This window comes from Spirillospora sp. NPDC052242 (assembly GCF_040679555.1).
Lineage (GTDB): Bacteria > Actinomycetota > Actinomycetes > Streptosporangiales > Streptosporangiaceae > Spirillospora.
Genome location: NZ_JBFAUZ010000035.1, coordinates 40,754 through 59,384 on the forward strand (window position 1 = coordinate 40,754; position 18,631 = coordinate 59,384).

12 protein-coding genes are annotated in these 18,631 nt (G+C 68.5%); 6 read left to right on the forward strand and 6 right to left on the reverse strand.

Annotation, left to right across the window (positions count from 1 at the left end):
- Positions 1–9 precede the first annotated feature (9 nt).
- From AB0L25_RS26675 to AB0L25_RS26690, 4 genes are all read right to left on the reverse strand, one after another.
- The gene (locus tag AB0L25_RS26675; RefSeq protein WP_500175426.1) at positions 10–3,462 is read right to left on the reverse strand and encodes an ATP-binding protein; all 3,453 of its coding nucleotides are present in this window, start codon (positions 3,460–3,462) and stop codon (positions 10–12) included.
- A 5-nt stretch (positions 3,463–3,467) separates the two neighbouring features.
- A complete protein-coding gene (locus AB0L25_RS26680) occupies positions 3,468–4,697 on the reverse strand; it encodes a metallophosphoesterase family protein (protein WP_500175427.1) in 1,230 nt (409 codons plus the stop codon).
- Between the two features lie 62 nt (positions 4,698–4,759).
- The gene (locus AB0L25_RS26685; protein ID WP_500175428.1) at positions 4,760–5,251 is read right to left on the reverse strand and encodes a DUF4352 domain-containing protein; all 492 of its coding nucleotides are present in this window, start codon (positions 5,249–5,251) and stop codon (positions 4,760–4,762) included.
- A 119-nt stretch (positions 5,252–5,370) separates the two neighbouring features.
- A complete protein-coding gene (locus tag AB0L25_RS26690; protein WP_500175429.1) occupies positions 5,371–6,297 on the reverse strand; it encodes an exonuclease domain-containing protein in 927 nt (308 codons plus the stop codon).
- Positions 6,298–6,428: 131 nt separating this feature from the next.
- On the opposite strand from AB0L25_RS26690, the gene AB0L25_RS26695 reads away from it, so the two are divergent.
- The 5 genes from AB0L25_RS26695 (at position 6,429) to AB0L25_RS26715 (ending at position 16,656) form a co-directional block, all read left to right on the forward strand.
- Complete coding sequence (locus tag AB0L25_RS26695) at positions 6,429–8,489, forward strand: N-6 DNA methylase (RefSeq protein ID WP_500175430.1); 2,061 nt, start codon at positions 6,429–6,431, stop codon at positions 8,487–8,489.
- An 80-nt stretch (positions 8,490–8,569) separates the two neighbouring features.
- Positions 8,570–10,573 carry a type I restriction-modification system subunit M gene (locus tag AB0L25_RS26700; protein ID WP_500175432.1) on the forward strand — a complete coding sequence of 668 codons (2,004 nt, stop codon included), beginning with the start codon at positions 8,570–8,572 and terminating at the stop codon, positions 10,571–10,573.
- The gene (locus AB0L25_RS26705; protein ID WP_500175433.1) at positions 10,570–11,808 is read left to right on the forward strand and encodes a restriction endonuclease subunit S; all 1,239 of its coding nucleotides are present in this window, start codon (positions 10,570–10,572) and stop codon (positions 11,806–11,808) included. The genes AB0L25_RS26700 and AB0L25_RS26705 overlap by 4 nt, the downstream gene beginning before the upstream one ends.
- 3 nt (positions 11,809–11,811) lie before the next feature.
- Positions 11,812–14,955, forward strand: a complete 3,144-nt coding sequence (locus AB0L25_RS26710; RefSeq protein WP_500175434.1) for a type I restriction endonuclease subunit R — start codon at positions 11,812–11,814, stop codon at positions 14,953–14,955.
- Positions 14,956–15,081: 126 nt separating this feature from the next.
- Positions 15,082–16,656, forward strand: coding sequence for a protein kinase domain-containing protein (locus tag AB0L25_RS26715; RefSeq protein WP_500175435.1), 1,575 nt, complete (start codon positions 15,082–15,084; stop codon positions 16,654–16,656).
- Positions 16,657–16,992: 336 nt separating this feature from the next.
- On the opposite strand, the gene AB0L25_RS26720 is transcribed toward AB0L25_RS26715, so the two are convergent.
- Positions 16,993–17,181, reverse strand: a complete 189-nt coding sequence (locus AB0L25_RS26720) for a DUF397 domain-containing protein (protein ID WP_500175436.1) — start codon at positions 17,179–17,181, stop codon at positions 16,993–16,995.
- Positions 17,172–17,990 (reverse strand): helix-turn-helix domain-containing protein, encoded by an 819-nt coding sequence (locus AB0L25_RS26725; RefSeq protein ID WP_500175437.1) that lies wholly within the window; start codon positions 17,988–17,990, stop codon positions 17,172–17,174. Before AB0L25_RS26725 ends, AB0L25_RS26720 begins: the two co-directional genes overlap by 10 nt.
- 139 nt (positions 17,991–18,129) lie before the next feature.
- Here AB0L25_RS26725 and AB0L25_RS26730 point away from each other — a divergent pair, with 139 nt between their 5' ends.
- Positions 18,130–18,516: an ATP-binding protein gene (locus AB0L25_RS26730; RefSeq protein WP_500175438.1), complete on the forward strand. Its 387-nt coding sequence runs from the start codon at positions 18,130–18,132 to the stop codon at positions 18,514–18,516.
- Positions 18,517–18,631 lie beyond the last annotated feature (115 nt).

The following is an 18,631-nucleotide window of genomic DNA, read 5'->3' on the forward strand; positions in this document are numbered from 1 at the left end:
CTCCCGCCTTCAGGGGGTCAGGCGATGCACGTGGCACCGGCCCGCGGGCAGAGTCTTCTCGGCGTTGTGCACGACGTGCTCGTGGTGGGTGAAGACGATGACCTGGAACCGGTCAGCCATGCCGTCGAGAACGTGGAGCGCAGCGTCGGTGCGCGCCTCGTCGAACGTCATGAAGATGTCGTCCACGGCGATGGGCAGCGTGTTGCCCGCGTCCGCGTGACGCTCGAGGGTGGCGAGACGCAGCGCGAGATACAGCTGGTCGCGGGTGCCCTCGCTCAGTTCGCCGGGCGTGCGCGGGTGGCCGCCGGACGTGCGGGCCCGAACGCTCGGGCGCTCCTCGTCCGACAGCTCCAGCCCGCTGTATCGGCCGAGGCTCAGCTGCTCGAACAGTGCCGAGGCTCGGGCCAGCACGGAGTCCTGGTCGCTGTGGCGGTATTCCTCCATGCAGGCGACGATGGCGAGCCGCGCGGTCTCCAACCGCAGGTACTCCTCGGCGTCGTCGGCCAGGGCGGCGCAGATCTGCGCGAACTCCTGCTCGGCCCGCGCGGCGTCTCCGCTGCCGTCGAGGCCGTCAAGGTGCCTGCGTGCATCCGCCAGCCGCCCGGCCGAGTCGTCCTTGCGCTCCTCCAGTCCGGCGATGTCGTCGCGGAGTTCGGCCAGCTCGCTTCCCAGGTCGTCCAGAGAGCACTGCTCCGCCTGCTCGACGAGAACGTCGAGTTCACGTCCCCTGGGCAGCGACTTCTGCACGGACATCAGCGCGGACGCCTGCTCACGCAGTTCCTCGGCCCTGCGCACGGCGGCTTCGAGTTCCTGGAACGAACCGACCTCTACCCGTTCGGCGAAGTCCTGCAGCCGGCCGTCGACACCCCGGAGTTCCGCCTCTCCCTGTTCGAGTTCGCCGGACAGCTTCTGGCGGTTCTCCTGCAACTCGTCCCGTCGGCGCGCGGAGTTCCGGTGCTCCCGCAGGTCCCGTGCCAGCGTCTCGACCGCCTGTTCCCAGCCGAGCGGAGTCGTGGGGACATCCCGGCGGCATGCCCGAAGCGTGTCCTGCAGCAGCCGCTCGAACTCCCCGATCCGCTGCTCGTCCCGTGCGGCACCGCGTTCGATCCGCTCTGCCTCGTCGACGTCCTTCGCGACCTCGAGCAGGCTCTCCACATCGGCGAGGGCGGTGTCGAGGTCGCGCTCGGCGGGCAGCCCGGCACCTGTCAGGAACTGCCGCCATGTCCGTGCGTGCTCGTCGCGTTCCCGTTCGGCGACGGCCACGGCTGCTTCGGCGTCGGCCAGCTCGGCTTCGGCTCTGCCGAGCTCCTGTTCCGCCTCCGCGCGTCGCGCCACGGCGGAGCGATGCTCGGCGAGCCGGGCGTCGCCCGCCTCCAGCAGTTCCGCGAGGTGCGCGAGGAGGGCCGACGGGCGGTCGCCGCTCTGCCGGCCGTCCTGCGCGGGCCGGAGGAGGTGCTCGAGCCTCGCGGCGTGCTCGGCGAGCCGCTCGCCGCGGCGGTCCAGCTCGATGCGCGTTTCGGCCAGGGTCCGGGCCATGTCCTTGAGCCGGTCGACGTCGGCGACGAGGGCCGATGCACCGCCGATCGCGGGTGCGTCGGCCGGGAACGTCTCCCAAAGGCCCGCCCAGTCCTGCCGGGTGCGCGTCCGGGCGGCCGCCAGCTCGGCGAGCCGTTCCCGGTGCCGGGGGATCAGCGCCTCGAGTGCGGCGATCCGCTCGTCGAGGGCGGTGCGGGACGCGACGAGCTTCGCGTGCCGCACCATGCCGTCAGCGGCTTCGTCGGCCTCCCGGACGGCGGCGCGCAGCGACGCGCGGTGGGCCGGGTCGTCCGAGAGCACGGCGATCAGCTCGTCGCGCCCGGCCCGCAGTGCGCGCAGCTGGTCATGCGACGGCACGGTGAGGCCGGAGGTCAGCCCGGAGAGCTTCGCGCGGCATTCGTCCAGTTCGCGCTGCGCACGGCCGACCTCCTTGTCGAGGTCGCGTTCCTCCTGGGCGAGTTCGTCGTCCCGCGCCTCGACCTCGGCCAGCCGCTCCCCGGACGGGAGGCGCAGGTGCAGGAGGTCGGCGGGCGCCATGTCGGGAAGAGCGAGCCCCGCCACGAGCTGCCGGAACCGGAGTTCCTGCTGCTCGTGGCCGATCTCGGCGTCGGTCATGGTCGTGAGCAGGTCCCGGGGAACGGCGTCGAGCGCGGCCTGCAGTTCGGAGACGTCCTCGAGCGGCGGAAGCTCGGCGAGCTGCTTGCCCGCCTGCTCGCGCGCGTGCCGGCGCCGCTCCGCCTCGCCGCGAGCGAGGCGCAGGGCGTCCCGGCGTGCGATGCCTTGATCGCGCAGCTCCTTGACCTTCGCGAGAAGGGCGCGGGGGACCCGGTACAACGCGGTATCCGTGAGGGAGGCGTCAGGGTGCACGGTGCGCAGCCGCGCTTCGGCCCGTGTCCGCAGCAGCTCGGCTTCACCTGTGCCCGACCGTTGCCCGTCCACCGCCTCCAGTATCGCCAGAACCTCCCGGTTCAGCCGGTCGATGGACGCACCGTGCCGCAGCAGGGTTTCGTCCACCTCGACCTCCGCGAGACGCGCATCGATGTCGGCGAGCGCCGCGGTGTGCGCCTTCGCCATCCCCAGGCGCTCGCTCCGTTCCGTGAACAGGCCGGGCGCCTGCTCGCGGATGTCGTCGGGGGCGGCGGGGCCGTCCGCGCGGATCGCCGCGATGCGCTGCTCGACTTCGCGACGTTCGTCGAGGGCCGGGAGGTGCGCCTTGAGCAGTTGCAACATCTGCTCGCGTTGCCGCGCGTTCCTCAGATCGGCGGAGACGTTCGCGAGTTCGAGTTCGGCGTCGGCCACGGCGCGTTCGGCGTCCCGGTACTGCTCGGGACGCAGGGTTGCGGCCTGAACGTCCTGCCGAGCGTTTCTCAGTCGCCCCAGACCGGCGTTCACGCTCGGCTTGTGGCCTCGCCGCAGATACAACGCCTTCTGGCGCTCTTCGATCACCTCCAGGAGAGTGTTCAACCGCATGCCCGACCGGGCGGCGGCCATGAGCTGGGCCAGGTCGCCCTCTCCCGAGGAGAGCAGTTCGCCGCCCCTGCGCAGCTCATCGCTGCCGAGCGCGAACTCGGTGACGAAGGTCTGGCGGCCGACGTCGCCGAGGAAGGGTGCGAGTGCGTCTTCGCCGAGCGGCTCTCCGGCGGCGTCCACGAGGGAGTTCTTGCGCTTCTTCCTCCGGACGATCTCGAGCGCGACCCCCTCGGTCGTCGACAGCCGGGCGCCCAGCCGCGTACTGCCGCCGTGCGCGAACGCGTACCGGCAGTTGTGATCGATGCCGTACAGCAGCTGGTCCAGCGCACTGAGCGTGGTGGACTTGCCGGCCTCATTGGCGCCGTGCACCAGATGGACGCCCGGCGCGCCCAGGCCGTCCAGGCTCCGGCCCTCGAACCGGCCGTAGGCGATGAGGTCGAGACGTTCGATGCGCATGCCGGTCACCGGGCTTCCTGCAGAAGGGACTCCACGAGCTGGTACGCCTCCTCGGCCGTCCGCTCCAGCCACTGCGGATCGGACGGGGCGATGCCGTGGGCGCCCTTGATCTCGTCGGGGATGGCACCGAAGACCGGGTGCCGCTCGAGCTTCCTGCCGAGCCCGCCGGTCTCGGAGCCGAGGCTCTTCAGCGTGCGACGCAGATCGGCGAGGAGACCGGCCCTGTCGGCGTCGGTCAGATCCTCATGGGCGGTCTCGTACTTCACCTTCTCGAGCCAGACGTTGGGCTGGTAATTCGCCGCGGCGCGCAGCTCGTTGCGCATCTGGTCGCGTTCCCGCCACAGGGCCGCATGCGCGGACGTGCGCCCCGTGAAGGTGACGCGCACGGCGACCAGCTTGTCGTCAGGCAGCCTCTGGAACTCCTGCTGGGCGAGGCTGAGGGCCTGGTCCGTGTCGTCGACGCCGGTGAGATCGACGGTGAGGTGCTCCCAGCGGGTGACGTCCAGGACATGGGGTTCGACCGACTGCACCTTGAGGTCGTCGTCCACCGTGACGATCGTGCATCCCTTGGGCCCGGTCTCCCTGGCGTGGCGCCCCTGGATGTTGCCGGGGTAGACGATCCACGGCTCGCTCCGGACGATCTCACGGCTGTGGACGTGCCCGAGCGCCCAGTAGTCGTAGCCGCGCGCCTCGAGATCGGTCACCGTGCACGGCGCGTACCGCGCGTGGTCGCGGCGGCCGTCGAGGGCGGTATGGAGGAGCCCGACGTTGAAAAGGCCACCGCGCCGGGCCGGATAGCTCGCCGCGAGGTTCTCGCTCAGGTCCCAGCGGGCGAAGCCTTGGCCGTGGACCACCAAGCCGATCCCCTCCTCCGTGAGGGTGTCGGGCACGTCGGTCCGGAAGACGTGGAGGTTCTTCGGCGGCTTCAGGTGCCGCATCGTCCGGTTCTTGGCGTCGTGGTTGCCCGAGACCATGAACACGGGGATGCCCGCCTCTCCCAGGCGGGCCATCTGCCTGCCGAAGTAGAGCCCGGTCTGGTAGTCGTTCCATTCACCGTCGTAGACGTCGCCCGCCAGCAGGACGGCGTCCACGGGCGTTTCGAGTGCGAGCCGGACGAGGTTGTCCAGCGCGCGCCGGGGGGCGAGCCGCAGGTCCTCGGCGGGGGCGCCCTCGTAGCGGGACAGGCCCCGCAGCGGGCTGTCGATGTGCAGGTCGGCGGCGTGCAGAAGCTTCATGCGTCTTCCTTCCGGGGAAAGCTGGAAGACGGTGGACGGGCCGCGCGCGGCCCGCCGATCCGTCAGGAGGAGACCTTGGCCCGCGCCGCCTCGGACAGCAGCGGGTTCGTCATCGCGACGATCTTGGGACGGAACTCGCCCCGGGCGCACACGATCCCGGTGGTGTTCTCGCCGGGCGCGAGCGTCGTGGCGGCGATCTGGTCCTCGTACTCGCCGAGCGCCGTGGTCGTGTCGTGCTTGCTGTTCTCGGTGTCGGTCAGCGAGAAGTACAGCGGGTTGACCTCGAGGTTCTCCTCGGTCTGGTTGGTGACGGTCACCTTCACGCAGGACAGCGGGTCGCCGGTGCTCAGCATGCTCTTGCGCGCCTTGGCGCGCTTCGCCTGCAGCTTGATCGGAACGGGCTCGGCCGTGCCGCCGTCCGCGGACTCGCCGCCGCCTCCTCCGGCGGCCTTCTGGTCTTCCTCGGCGGGCTGGACGGGCACGGGCTCCGTCGCGAGCTCGCACCCGGCGGTCAGGACGGCCGCGAGGCCGACGCACAGGACGATCTTGCGCATGGGTTCTCCTTGAGGTGCGGGCGCGTACGCCGCGCGGAATGGGGTGTTCGAGATGCGGGCCCGTCGCCCGTTCGGTGCTTGAGGCGTCCGGACGAGCGACGGGCGAGGGACGTGACCGGTCAGGTCCAGGCGGCGAGGAGCTCGCGGAACTCCTCGGCGTCGATGACCGTGATGCCGTGGCCGTCGTTCCGGTACCGCTCGGCCTTCGCGAGCTTCCCGGTTTTCGCCGCGCCCGGAGCGAGCCGGCGGAAGTCGATCTCCCCGACCACCAGCAGATCGACCGACGTGGTGACGTCGCGGACGGCCTGGGCGCCGAGCGCGGCGATCCGCTGCTCGGCGACCGGGCGGGTCATGCCGTTGATCGTTCCGGTGAAGCAGACGGTGCGGCCGTAGAACGGGTTGTCCGGGTCGGCGTCGGGGTCGGCGCCGGGCGGCGGCTTGCGTACCGGCCCCCGGTGCTTGCAGGCCCGGCGGTTCCCGCCGCGGTAGGAACCCATCTGGACCCGGTGGGCGCCGAGGAGCCGATCGAGTTCGGACGTGCCGTGCCGCCGGAGCGCGGCGAGCATCACCTCGGCCGCGGCGCGCGCGTCGGCGGCGGCGTCGTGGTGCCGGGCCGGCTCGATGCCCAGCACGCCGGCCAGCACGGGGAGCTTGTACGAGAGCATCCCGTCCCAGACCCGGCGTGCGACCACCAGCGTGCAGGCGTACTCCAGGTCGGGGACGGCCGAGCCGCTCGCCCGGCACGCGTCGGCGAGGACTCCCACGTCGAACGCCGCGTTGTGCGCCACGAACGGGTCACCGGCGGCGAACTCCGTGATCTGGCCGAGCACCCGCTGCCAGGGAGGCGCGTCCGCCACGCGGGCCGCGGTGATGCCGTGGATCGCGACGTTCATCGGGTCGAAGCGGCCGTGCCCGTCCGGCGGCCTGATCAGCGTCGACCACTCTTCGACGATCTCTCCCTCCTTCACCCGGACGAGTCCCACCGCGCAGGGGCTCCCGCGGAAGGAGTTCGCCGTCTCGAAGTCGATCGCCACCCAGCTGCTCATGTCTGCTCCTCGGGTCGAGCACCGCTGAAAGCATCACCATGAGAGCATGACGTGAAAGCACTGTCAAACGACTAACGAAAGACGAGATGTGTATAGTGGTGGTAGTCGTGAAAGCTGAGCAGGATGGTCCGATGTCATCGCAGTCAGAGCAGTTGACCGCCGCCGAGATTTCCCGGCTCGCGGGCGTGACTCGTGCGACCGTCAGCAACTGGCGCCGCCGTCACTCCGACTTTCCGCAGCCCAGTGGCGGAACCGAGGGCAGCCCCACCTACGACCGGCGGCAGATTGAGAAGTGGCTGGACGCGCGCGGCCGGCTGCCGGCGCGGTCTCCCCGGGACGACCTGCGCGCCGGGCTCCGCGGTCGCCCATCGCGCGACGGCGAGGCCGTGGCCCTGTTCGCCGCCCACCTGGCCGGACTGGACGAGCGGAAACGCGCCGGGGTCGCGGCGCTCACCGACGGCGAACTCGGCAAGCTGTGCGAGGACGCCTCGGGCCGGTCGGACGTCCCGCCCTCACTGCTGCGCTCGGCGGCGGAGGTCACCGTGCGGGAGGGCGCCTTCGCCGCCCTCACCGTGGTCGAGGAGCTCTCGGAGGCGCCCGTCGGCGTCCGCGGGCTCCACGGGACCCCGGCGGGCGTCGCCGAAACGATGGCGGGTCTCGCCGTGAGCGGCGGCCGGGCCCGCAGCGTCCTCGACCCGGCCTGCGGCGGCGGGCGCCTGCTCGCCGCGGCCGCGGCGCGGCTCGCCCCCGGAGCCGACGTCCACGGACAGGAGTTCCGTCCAGTGGCGGCCGCGCAGGCCGAGGCCCGGATCCGGGAGGAGGCGCCCGGCGTCTCCGTGACCGTCAGGGTCGGCGACAGCCTGCGCGACGACGCCTTCCCCGATCTCCGCGTGGACGCCGTGGTGTGCAACCCGCCGTACGGCGACCGCGACTGGGGGCACGACGAACTGGCCCTCGACGAGCGCTGGGCGTACGGGGTGCCGCCGCGCGGCGAACCCGAAATGGTCTGGGTCCAGCACGCCCTGGCGCACCTGAACGAGGGCGGGCACGCGGTGCTCCTGCTGCCGCCCGCCACCGCGTCACGCTCGTCCGGGCGCCGGATCCGCAAGGAACTGCTGCGGCGGGGAGCCGTCCGCGCGGTCATCGCGCTCCCGCCCGGGCTCGCGGTGCCGTTCCACATCGGCCTCCACCTGTGGGTTCTTCGACGCCCAGAGGACGATCGCCCCGCCACCGACCTCGTCCTCCTCATGGACACGACCGACGAGGTGTCGGCCGACGCGCAGGAGTCCAAGCCCGACGAGGGCGCCCTCCGCGAGACGATCCTGCGCACCTGGGAGGCGTTCGCCGCCGATCCCGAAGGCTTCGACCCCGTCCCCGGACGGGCGCAGACCGTCCCCGCCATCGACCTGCTCGACGACCTGATCGACCTCACCCCCGCCCGGCACGTCCGGTCCGCACCGGCCATCGAGCCGGATGCCGCCGCCCGCCACCTCGCGGACGTCACGCGCCTGCTCGCCGCCGAAGTGGCGGCGCTGGCGGAGTCCGCCAAGCTCGGCACATGGGAACCGGCCGGGCACGCCAACCGCACCTGGCGCACCGCGACCGTCGCCGACCTCGTCCGAGGACGCGCCGTCGCGCTCCACCGCGGGGTGCGGGGATCGTCCGACGAACCGACCCCCGCCGAACTGCTGAAGCGCCGCATCCTGCGAGCACGCGACCTGATAGCGGGAGCCGAGGCCGGCGGCGATCCACGCGAGATCCCCCTAGCCGAACCGACGATCGTCCAAGGCGGAGACGTCCTGCTCGCCCAGGCCGTCACTCCGCAGGGCGTGGCCGCCCGCGTGGCGGGGGAGCAGGACGCCGGATGCCTGCTCGGCAGTCACGTGTACCTGCTGAGACCCGACCCCGAACGCCTCGACTCGTGGTTCCTCGCGGGTTTCGTGAGCGCGGCCGACAACGTCGCCCAGGCGACCACGGGCACCTCGTCGCACACGCTGGTCGCGTCCCGGTTGCGGGTCCCACTGCTTCCCCTGCCGGAGCAGCGGACGTATGGCCGCGCGTTCCGGATCGTCCACGACCTGCGCTCCGCCGCCCGCACCACCGCCGCCCGCGCGGCCGAAGCGGCGGACCTGCTGACCACCGGACTCACCAGCGGAGCGCTACTTCCGCCGGAGCGAGAATCCCCGGAATGACGGGCGCGACCCACTGCCCGTAGAGGAAACTTGAGAATCCCACTCCCCGGCCGGCTCGGGACCACAGGAGAAGAGAACCTTTGGACACCGCCAAGCACACCGAACTGGTGAACCACGCCTGGTCGGTCGCCGACCTGCTGCGCGGCGACTTCAAGCAGTCGGACTACGGCAAGGTCATCCTGCCGTTCACGCTGCTGCGGCGCCTGGAGACCGTCCTCGAACCCACCCGGGACGAGGTTCTGCAGACGGTCGAGCGGTTCAAGGGCGGAGGCATCGACACGGACGCCTTCCTCCGGCGCGCGTCGGGCCAGTCGTTCTACAACACGACGTCCTACACGCTCCGCAAGATCTCCGGCGACCCCGAGCACGCGGCGACGAACCTGGCCGCCTACGTCGCCGGCTTCTCCCCGAACGCGCGCGAGGTGCTGGACAAGTACCGCTTCACCGAGCAGGTCGAGCGGCTGGACGGCGCGAAGCTGCTGTACAAGGTCGTGGGACGCTTCGCGGACCTGGACGTCCGTCCGGAAGTGGTCTCGAACCACCAGATGGGCTACTTCTTCGAGGACCTCATCCGGCGCTTCTCCGAACTCTCGAACGAGACGGCCGGTGAGCACTTCACCCCGCGCGAGGTCATCAAGCTGATGGTGAACCTCCTCATCGCCCCGGACGCCGACGCGCTCAGCGTCCCGGGCGTCGTCCGCAAGGTCCTCGACCCGGCCTGCGGCACGGGCGGGATGCTCAGCACGGCGGAGGAGTACATCACCGAGCTGAACCCGGACGCCAACGTCGAGGTGTACGGGCAGGAGCTCAACCCCGAGTCGTGGGCGATCTGCCGATCGGACCTGATGATCAAGGGCCAGGACCCGGACAACATCGCGTTCGGCAACTCGTTCAGCGACGACGGCCACCGCAACGAGACGTTCGACTACCTGCTCGCCAACCCGCCGTTCGGCGTGGAGTGGAAGAAGGTCAAGGACGAGGTCGAGTTCGAGCACGAGCGTCTCGGCGACTCCGGACGCTTCGGCGCCGGGTTGCCGCGCATCAACGACGGCTCGTTCCTGTTCCTGCAGCACATGATCTCGAAGATGAAGCCGGTGGAGAAAGGCGGCAGCCGGATCGCCATCGTCTTCAACGGCTCCCCGCTGTTCACCGGCGCCGCCGAGTCCGGCGAGTCGCGTATCCGCCAGTGGATCATCGAGAACGACTGGCTCGAAGCGATCGTCGCCCTGCCCGACCAGCTCTTCTACAACACCGGGATCTCCACGTACTTCTGGATCGTCACGAACCGCAAGGACGTCGACCACCGGGGCAAGGTGGTTCTCCTCGACGCCCGCGACTACTGGCAGAAGATGCGCAAGTCCCTCGGCGACAAGCGCAAGGAGATCGGCGACGGCGAGAACGGACGCCCGAACCACATCGCCGAGCTGACGCAGCTCTACAGCGAGGCCCTCCACGTCGCGAAGGACCCCGAGCACCCCCTGCACGCCAAGGTGAAGGTCTTCGACAACCAGGACTTCGGCTACCGGCGCATCACCGTCGAACGCCCCCTCAAGCTCCGCTTCGAGCTGACCGAGGAAACCCTCGCAGCCCTCGAAGCCGCCAAGCCCGTCCAGAAGCTGGACGACACCGAAGGCTTCATCGACGCGCTCCGCCCCCTCCTCGGCTCGACGTGGCCGACCAAGTTCGACGCCCTCAACGCCCTCATGGGCGCGGTCGTTGACGCCGGCCTCCACTGGCCCACCGGCGCCCCGTTCGCCAAGGCCGTCCGCGACACCATCGGCGTCCGCGACCCCGAAGGCGAGGTCCAGAAGGATCGAAAGGGCACCATCGAGCCGGACACCGACCTCCGCGACTACGAGAACGTCCCGCTCGACGAGGACGTCGAGGACTACCTGAAGCGCGAAGTCCTCCCCCACGTCCCCGACGCCTGGATCGACCACACGAAGACGAAGATGGGCTACGAAATCCCCTTCACCCGCCACTTCTACGTCTACAAGCCTCCCCGCCCGTTGTCGGAGATCGACGCAGAACTGAAGACCCTCGAAGTTGAAATCCAGCAGCTCCTCAGCGAGGTGACAGAATGATGCATAAAGAAGTTCGCCTGAAATTTAATTATCGAGTTATAGACCGGCGGGCTGGTTGCGATCAGCCGCCTTTGCTTGCCGTATCAATACATCATGGGGTTGTGCCGCGTCATCAGCTAACGAACGATCTTCCTCGTGCGGAAGATTTGAGAGATTATAAGCTCTGTGAGCCGGGTGACATAGTGCTTAATCGTATGCGTGCATTCCAGGGGGCGATCGGACTTAGTAGTGAGCGAGGTCTGGTCAGCCCAGACTATATGGTCTTGCGCCCTCGAGATGGAGTCGAAGCGCGTTACCTGCACCATCTATTCCGATCCGCATGGTTTGTTGGAGAGATGTCCTCACGTCTGCGCGGAATTGGTGGCACAGAAAATGGGTCAGTTCGCACGCCGCGGATAAATCCGGAAGACTTGGCGAACATACGCGTCACGCTCCCTTCGTTGGAGGGGCAGCGGCGCATCGCCGACTTCCTCGACGCCGAGACCGCCCGGATCAACCGCATTATTGAAGTCCAAGGCCAGCTTATGGCGACTCTCGAAGAACGGGAGGTGGCGTATCTCGATGCACGGATAGATCAGCTCGTGGCGGAGTCGAGTTCGGCTCCTCTAAGGCGATTTATATGGAGCGTCGACCAGGGCGTTAGCCCTCAATGTGATGCAGTTCCGGCCGCCGAAGGCGAATGGGGGGTTTTGAGGGTTAGCTGCCTTCGGCCTGGTCACTTTATGTCGGAGGAAAATAAGCGGCTTCCTGATGACATCGAACCGCACCGAGAAGGTGAGGTGCGAGAAGGTGATCTACTGATCACGCGCGCCAATACACCTGCACTCGTAGGTTCGACGGCCGTCGTGAAAAATGTCCGCCCAAAGCTTCTCTTGTCGGACAAGATATTCCGCGTACGGCTTTCAGGTGCAATGCTGCCGGAGTATGTGTCTACTGTTGCTCGAGGGAGTCGTATTCGCGCCCTTTGTGCAGCTTCATCAAATGGCGCTTCGCAATCAATGGCGAATATTCGATTTGAGGAAATCAAGGCATGGCCGGTGCCGGTGATTGATCTGAATGCGCAACGTGAGTTCGTTGCCGAGGTCGCGATAAATGGCCGCAAGATCGAAGATCTTCGTCCACGTGTTGTGTCGCAAATCAAGTTGCTGGAGGAGCGGCGGCGGGCGTTGATTACGGCTGCGGTGACCGGGCAGTTCGATGTGTCCACGGCCTCGGGGCGTGGGGTTACGGAGTAGGGCATGAGTCCTGTGCACCATGAGCGGGCGTTCGGGGACGCGATCGTTGCGGCGATGGTCGAGCGTGGGTGGCGGGAAGGGGATCCGCGCGACTATCGGACGGAACTCGGGCTCGACACGGGTGAGCTGTACAAGTTCATCGGGGAGAGCCAGGCCGAGAGCTGGGAGCGGCTGCTCGGGCTCTACGGGAATGATCCCGACGCCGCGCAGCTCGGGTTCGCGAAGCGGCTGGATCAGGCCATTGCGCAGGACGGTGTTCTCTCCGTGCTTCGGAGCGGGGTGAAGGATCGCGGGGTTCTGATCCGGCTCGCGTACTTCAAGCCGGATCTCGTGCTCGATGAATCCGTGTTGGCCGGGTACCGGGCCAACCGGCTGACGGTCGTCCGGGAACTGGAGTACGCGACCAAGCAGGCGGACAAGGGGAACCGGCTTGATCTGGCCTTGTTCCTCAACGGGATTCCGGTCGCGACGGCCGAGCTCAAGAACCCGCTGACCGGGCAGGGGGTCGAGGAGGCCAAGAAGCAGTATCGGGCCGACCGCGACCCGACCGAGCTGATCTTCCGGCAGCGGGTGGTGGCGAACTTCGCCGTCGATCCCGATCTCGTGTTCGTCGCGACGCAGTTGCGGGGGCGGAAGACGCGGTTCCTGCCGTTCAACACCGGGTCCGAGGGGCCGGGCCTGCCGGGCGGGGCGGGGAACCCGGCTCCGGCCAAGGCGGGGACGTACTCGACGTCGTACCTCTGGGAGCAGGTCTGGCAGCGGGACGACTGGCTGGAGATGCTCCAGCGGTTCGTGCACGAGCAGAAGGCCAAGAGCGCCGGCGGACGGACGACCAAGACGCTGATCTTCCCGCGCTACCACCAGTGGGACGTCGTGAAGAAGCTGACCGCGCATGCCGGACGGCATGGCGCGGGGCGGAACTACCTCGTGATGGCGTCGGCCGGGTCCGGGAAGTCGAACACGATCGCGTGGCTGGCGCATCGGCTGTCGTCGCTGCACACGTCGACCAACGTGAACGAGCTGGATCCGGAGGCGGTGGCGGCGGGGCTGAAGGCCGGTGTTCCGGTCTTCGACAAGGTCATCGTGATCACCGACCGGCGGAACCTGGACGCGCAGTTGCGCGAGACGATCGGGTCGTTCGAGCAGACGGCCGGGCTCGTCGTGAAGATCGACGAGAAGGTCGGCGCGAAGTCCGAGCAGCTCGCGAAGGCCCTGTCGCAGCACGCCGGGAAGATCGTCACGGTGACGCTGCAGACGTTCCCGGCACTGATCGACTTCCTGAAGCGCAACCCGACCGAGATCGCCGGGAGCCGGTTCGCGATCGTCGTGGACGAGGCGCACTCGTCCCAGTCGGGGGACGCGGCGACGGCCGTGAAGTCGGCACTGAGGGACCTCGGGCTCGACGCCGACTCGGACGACGAGGGCGCGACCACCGTCGAGGCGAAGCTCGGGCGGAAGGCGGCGGAGCGGTCGCAGGCGTCGAACCTGTCGTACTTCGCGTTCACCGCGACGCCGAAGAGCAAGACGCTCGAACTGTTCGGGACGATGGACACCGTGGACGGCAAGCCCACGTACCGTCCGTTCCACACGTACTCGATGCGGCAGGCGATCGAGGAAGGGTTCATCCTCGACCCGCTGCGGACGTACGTCACGTACGGGACGTACTGGAAGCTCGTCAACAAGAACCCGGACGAGCGCGAGGTGGACCCGTCCAAGGCGAACACGCTGCTGGCGCGGTACGCGGTGACGCACCCGTCGACCGTGGCTCAGCAGGCGAAGGTCATCGTGGAGCATTTCCGCGCCCACACGCACGGCCGGCTCGGCGGACGGGCGAAGGCGATGGTGGTGACCGCGTCCCGGCAGAGCGCCGTCCAGATGTCGCGCGCGATCAAGCAGCACGTGAAGGACATGGGCTACGGCATCGGCGTGCTGGTGGCTTTCTCCGGCTCCTTGACCTACGAGGGCGAGGAGGTCACCGAGCCGAAGGAGAACGGCGGGCTGGCGGAGAGCGCCCTCCCGAAGGCGTTCGCGTACACGCGGGCGGACGACATCGGGACGCAGGTCGGGCAGCCCGAGTACCGGATCCTGGTCGTCGCGGAGAAGTACCAGACCGGGTTCGACCAGCCCTTGCTGACGACGATGTACGTCAACAAGAAGCTGTCGGGCATCTCTGCCGTCCAGACGCTGTCGCGGCTCAACCGGACGGCGGAGCGCAAGACGCAGACGGACCTGGCGGTCCTCGACTTCGTCAACGAGGCCGAGGACATCCAGGCGGCGTTCCGTCCGTACCACGAAGAGGCGATGACGCTCCCGTCGGACCCGAACCTGCTCTACACGGCGCAGAGTCGCGTGATGGCCGCGCAGATCCTCACGAACGACGAGATGGACGCGTTCGTCTCCGCGTACCTGGAGGCGGAGGAGAAGGCGGGCGGGTCCCAGGAGAAGTGGAAGAAGCTGCACGCCGAGCTGTACCGGCTGCTGGCCCCGGCCGTCGAGCGCTTCACCGCCCTGGTGGACGGTGACGAGGACGACCGCGAGACCGCCGAGGACTTCCGGGCGGACCTGAACGACTACGTCCGCAAGTACGGGTTCCTGGCGCAGATCATCCCCTACCAGGACGCCGAACTGGAGCGGCTCTACCTCTACGGGCGGCACCTGCTGAACCGGTTGCCCCGGCGGTCCGATGGCGGGGTGGACGTCGGTGAGATCGACCTCAGCCACATGCGGGTCGACAAGACCGGCGAGCATGACATCAGCCTCAAGCCCGAGGGGCCGGAGGTCGTGCCGGGCTTCGGCGACGGATCGGGCGGTGCCAAGGATCCGGAGAAGTCCCTCCTTTCCGAACTGATCGAGAAGTTCAACGCCAAGTTCGGGACCGACTTCACCGAGGCGGATTTCGTCAAGCCGTTCGAGGAGGCGATGGCGGATCCGAAGGTGAAGGCCGCCGCGGTCGCCAACAACGATGTCGAGAACTTCGGCGTCGTCTTCGACAAGAAGTTCGAAGAGAAGATGATGGACCACATCGACACGACGGCGAACCTCGGCCGGCAGTACTTCGGGCAGGACCCCGAGTTCAGGTCGGCGCTGAACAGCCGGGCCCGCCGGGCGGCCTGGCAGTTGCTGCGGGAACAGGCCGGGGTGGCCTGAGCCGCGTCCGTTTCACAGGCTTATCCAGCCGTCCGCCGTGGAATCGGCGGGCGGCTGGACACGCGTTCCACGCCGCCGCGAAACTGACCGGGCAGGCGGGCAAATGCGAGCACAGGCGGAGAAAACATGCCGGTCAGGACCATCGCCGGGCGCTACGAGTTGATCAAGGAAATCGATTCGGGAGGCATGGGCGTCGTCTGGCGCGGATACGACTCGGTCCTCGACCGGGAAGTCGCGGTCAAGGTCATCCATCCGAGGATGTTGATGACGTCCGAGCTCGTCGGCGAACTGGCCGAGCGTTTCCGCCGGGAGGCGCGGATCACCGCCCGCATCCGGCATCACGGTGTCCCGCAGGTGTACGACGCGGTTCTCGACGCGGACTCCGCCGACCGCCTGTACCTCGTCATGGAGTACATCCACGGGACCGGCCTGCGGGCCTACATCGACCCGGCCGATCCGCTGCCGGTGGCGTGGGCAGCGGCCGTGGTGGCGCAGATCGCCACGGTGCTGTCGCACGCCCACGCGATCCCCGTCGTCCACCGGGACCTGAAGCCCGGGAACGTCCTGGTGACCTTCGACGGGACGGTCAAGGTCCTCGACTTCGGCATCGCGGCGATCCTCCGCCGGGACGTCACCAAGATCACCGCGACCGGCCAGCCGCTGGGCACCAACCACTACATGTCCCCCGAACAGGTCATGGCCGCCAAGGTGACCCCGCAGAGCGACCTCTACGCGCTGGGCTGCATCCTGCACGAGCTGATCGCGGGCAGGCCCGTCTTCGACGCAGAGGGGCAGTACCGGCTGTGGAAGCAGCACATGCACGGGCACCCCACGCCGCTGCGCCAGCTTCGCTCCGACGTGCACGGCGAACTGGAAACGCTCGTCCTGGACCTGCTGAAGAAGAAGCCCGAGCAGCGTCCCGCCGACGCCTACGAGGTCTACGACCGGCTGCTGCCGTTCCTGCCGCCGGAGGGGTCGGCCATGCCCGGGACGAGCGAACGCCTGCTCACCATTCCCGACCCGACCGTCATGTACCGGAGGCCCAACGAGCCGCGCCGGCGTGAACGTCAGCCGGTCGCGGTCGCGGTCGCGGCGCCGCAGACGGTGTCGGACGCGCCGACCACCCCGCCGACGCAGCTTCGCAACGCCCTCGGCGACGCGCTCAAGGAGTCCTTCGAACTGCTGGAGGACGCCCGGTTCGCGCAGGCCGCCGACGTCCTGCAAGCGGTCATCACGCCCGCGGCGAAGGCGCTCGGCTCCGAGAATCCCGAGCTGCTCAAGGTGCGTTTCCAGCGTGCGCTGGTGCTCTTCCTCGGCGGTGATTCCCGCAGCGTGGTCGCTGAGTTCGACGCCCTCGCCGACGCGTACGCCCGCACCGTCGGACCGTCCAGCGACATGGCGCTCCAGTCCAGGCGTTACGCCGCGGACTGCCGCGCCAACCTCGGCCAGAGCGCCACGGCGCTCGAGGAATTCCAGAACCTGCTCACGGACGTCGCGGAAGCCGACAGCGACGCCTGTGACCTCGCCCTGGACGTGCGGTACAGCATCGGCATGCTGCACTACTCCGAGGGAGACAAGGCGGCGGCCGAGGACGTCTTCGAGGCGCTCCACCAAGACCACCTCGTCATCAACGGCCCGAACGACGACCGCACCCGCGAGGTCGCCGAAATCCTCGCCCGCATCCGAGCCGACGAGGGGTGAGGCGGCGGGCCTTGAGGCGGGGCGGGGTCATGCCGGGCGACCGACGTAGCGGTCACCGGCGAACCGGCGCAGCGACGCCCGGAGGTGCGGGACGTCCTGCGGGCCGACCATGGCCCCGGCCTCGCGCGAGCATGCCGTCCGGCAATCGGCGCCCGTCGACGAGACGGTGCCCCGCGCGGTACTAGAGGACGACCTTCCTGCCCCGCCCTACATCACGAGCCCGTCGGCGCGCACGGTGAGGCGGCAAGCAGTGACATCAGTGCCACGGAGCCCAATCCACCATGCCAGCAATCCCCGGCCGCCCAGGTAGGACGGCTGGGGAGGAGGTATCGCTGTTCAGCGCTCGTCCGAGGCCGCCCGGACGGCCTCGCGGAGGGCGGTGCGGGAGAGCAGGAGGACCGGCCCGTCCGGGTCCTTGCTGTCCCGGACCGCCACTGTGCCGGAGAGACTCGCCAACTCAACGCAGTCACCGCCGTTGGATCCGCTCCGAGTCGCCTTGCGCCATTCGGCGTTTTTCAGGTCCATCTTTCTTGGACCACCTTTCTAATCAGATCACGCGACATCTGCTCCGTTAGTGCCTGTGATCGGAGGGTCATCAGGCTCCGAGCAAGCACGGCGAGGTCTGCGGGGTCGTCTGTTGTGAGGGCACGAACAGCCGTTTCGATGTATGCGATCTCACTTCGATCTTCCATCGTCGCAAGAACGAACGCGCCCATGTTTCCGTCATGCTCGCCGCTTTCCAACACTACTTGAACGGTGATGTTGGGCAACATGCTCAGCTCGATCAGGTGCTCGAGCTGCTCCTTCATCGTCTCGGCAGTGCCGACCGGCCGACGGAGTACCTGCTCGTCGAGCAGCATCACCAGGCACGCTGGCGCGTCGGTGTCCTCGGGCTTCCGGGAGAGGATGGCCTGGCGGGTGATGCGAGCTTCGGCGGCTTCTTTGTTGTTGTGCAGGATCGCCAGCGCGTATGCGGGCGTCTGTGCCAGGCCAGGGACCACTGCATGCTGCCAGGTGATGATCATCGTGGCATCGGCCTCGATCTGAGGCCAGTCGAACCAGACCGGCACCGGGTGTCCGTCCTTGTTCAGGTCCTCCCAGAGGTTGATGAGCGCACCACCCGCGTCGAGATGATCATCAACGATCTCCACGAACGATCGGGTTGCCCGCTTCTTGCCGTTCTCGATCTTGCTTACCTGTGGGCCGCTCACCTGCGTTAGGTGAGCGATCGTCTCCTGCTTGACCCCTTTGCCCTCCCGCATGCGCCGCATTTGGCGGCCGAGGGCTACGAGAGCGGGGGACTCTTGGGAGCGTCGAGTGCGCCGAGGGGACATGCCTTCTGCCTCTCGCTGGAAGCTTCCGAGCTGGTCGCCGATCTTCCTCTATCTGCCACTTGCTGGCGGCAACTGAATTGTACGCCGGAATGTGGCCCACTGTGTGCTGTACGCCACACACAGTGATGGGAGCCTGGTCATGATCGAGGCGACGCAAGCGGAGATGGTGGTCAAACGACACCTCAAGTCAGTCGCGGAGGTTCGGGGGTTCATACGGCTCGCGCTCGCGCCGTCCGGGGTGGACGACTTCGTCCCGTGCCTGGTCGCGAGTGAGCTGGTCACGAACGCGATCCGGCACACCACCGGGCCGGACGACGTCATGTTCCGGATCGGGCACAACGAGGACGGCTCGCTCTGGATGGAGGTGCAGGACTCCCACTGGGAGGAGCCGCGCGTGCAGCGGGCCGACCTGGACGGCGAGTCCGGGCGCGGCCTGTTCGTCGTCGAGCAGTACACGCGGTATTGGGGCGTGCGGCCACTGTCCGGCAACACCGGCAAGGTCGTCTTCGCGGTTCTGAACCCGTGAGGCCGCCGCGAAGGGGCGGCCCCGCGCACCCCGTGCCGTCCCTTCGCATCGTCTGATCGGCGTGACCGGTCGTCCCGGTGTCGCGGCCCGGGACGGCGAGGCGGCCGCAGCCGTC

Excerpts from the sequence above, each read along its gene's own strand:
- AB0L25_RS26675 (WP_500175426.1), bottom strand. The coding sequence starts at position 3,462 with ATGCGCATCGAACGTCTCGACCTCATCGCCTACGGCCGGTTCGAGGGC.
- AB0L25_RS26680 (WP_500175427.1), bottom strand. The coding sequence starts at position 4,697 with ATGAAGCTTCTGCACGCCGCCGACCTGCACATCGACAGCCCGCTGCGG.
- AB0L25_RS26685 (WP_500175428.1), bottom strand. The coding sequence starts at position 5,251 with ATGCGCAAGATCGTCCTGTGCGTCGGCCTCGCGGCCGTCCTGACCGCC.
- AB0L25_RS26690 (WP_500175429.1), bottom strand. The coding sequence starts at position 6,297 with ATGAGCAGCTGGGTGGCGATCGACTTCGAGACGGCGAACTCCTTCCGC.
- AB0L25_RS26695 (WP_500175430.1), top strand. The coding sequence starts at position 6,429 with ATGTCATCGCAGTCAGAGCAGTTGACCGCCGCCGAGATTTCCCGGCTC.
- AB0L25_RS26705 (WP_500175433.1), top strand. The coding sequence starts at position 10,570 with ATGATGCATAAAGAAGTTCGCCTGAAATTTAATTATCGAGTTATAGAC.
- AB0L25_RS26710 (WP_500175434.1), top strand. The coding sequence starts at position 11,812 with ATGAGTCCTGTGCACCATGAGCGGGCGTTCGGGGACGCGATCGTTGCG.
- AB0L25_RS26715 (WP_500175435.1), top strand. The coding sequence starts at position 15,082 with ATGCCGGTCAGGACCATCGCCGGGCGCTACGAGTTGATCAAGGAAATC.
- AB0L25_RS26720 (WP_500175436.1), bottom strand. The coding sequence starts at position 17,181 with ATGGACCTGAAAAACGCCGAATGGCGCAAGGCGACTCGGAGCGGATCC.
- AB0L25_RS26725 (WP_500175437.1), bottom strand. The coding sequence starts at position 17,990 with ATGTCCCCTCGGCGCACTCGACGCTCCCAAGAGTCCCCCGCTCTCGTA.
- AB0L25_RS26730 (WP_500175438.1), top strand. The coding sequence starts at position 18,130 with ATGATCGAGGCGACGCAAGCGGAGATGGTGGTCAAACGACACCTCAAG.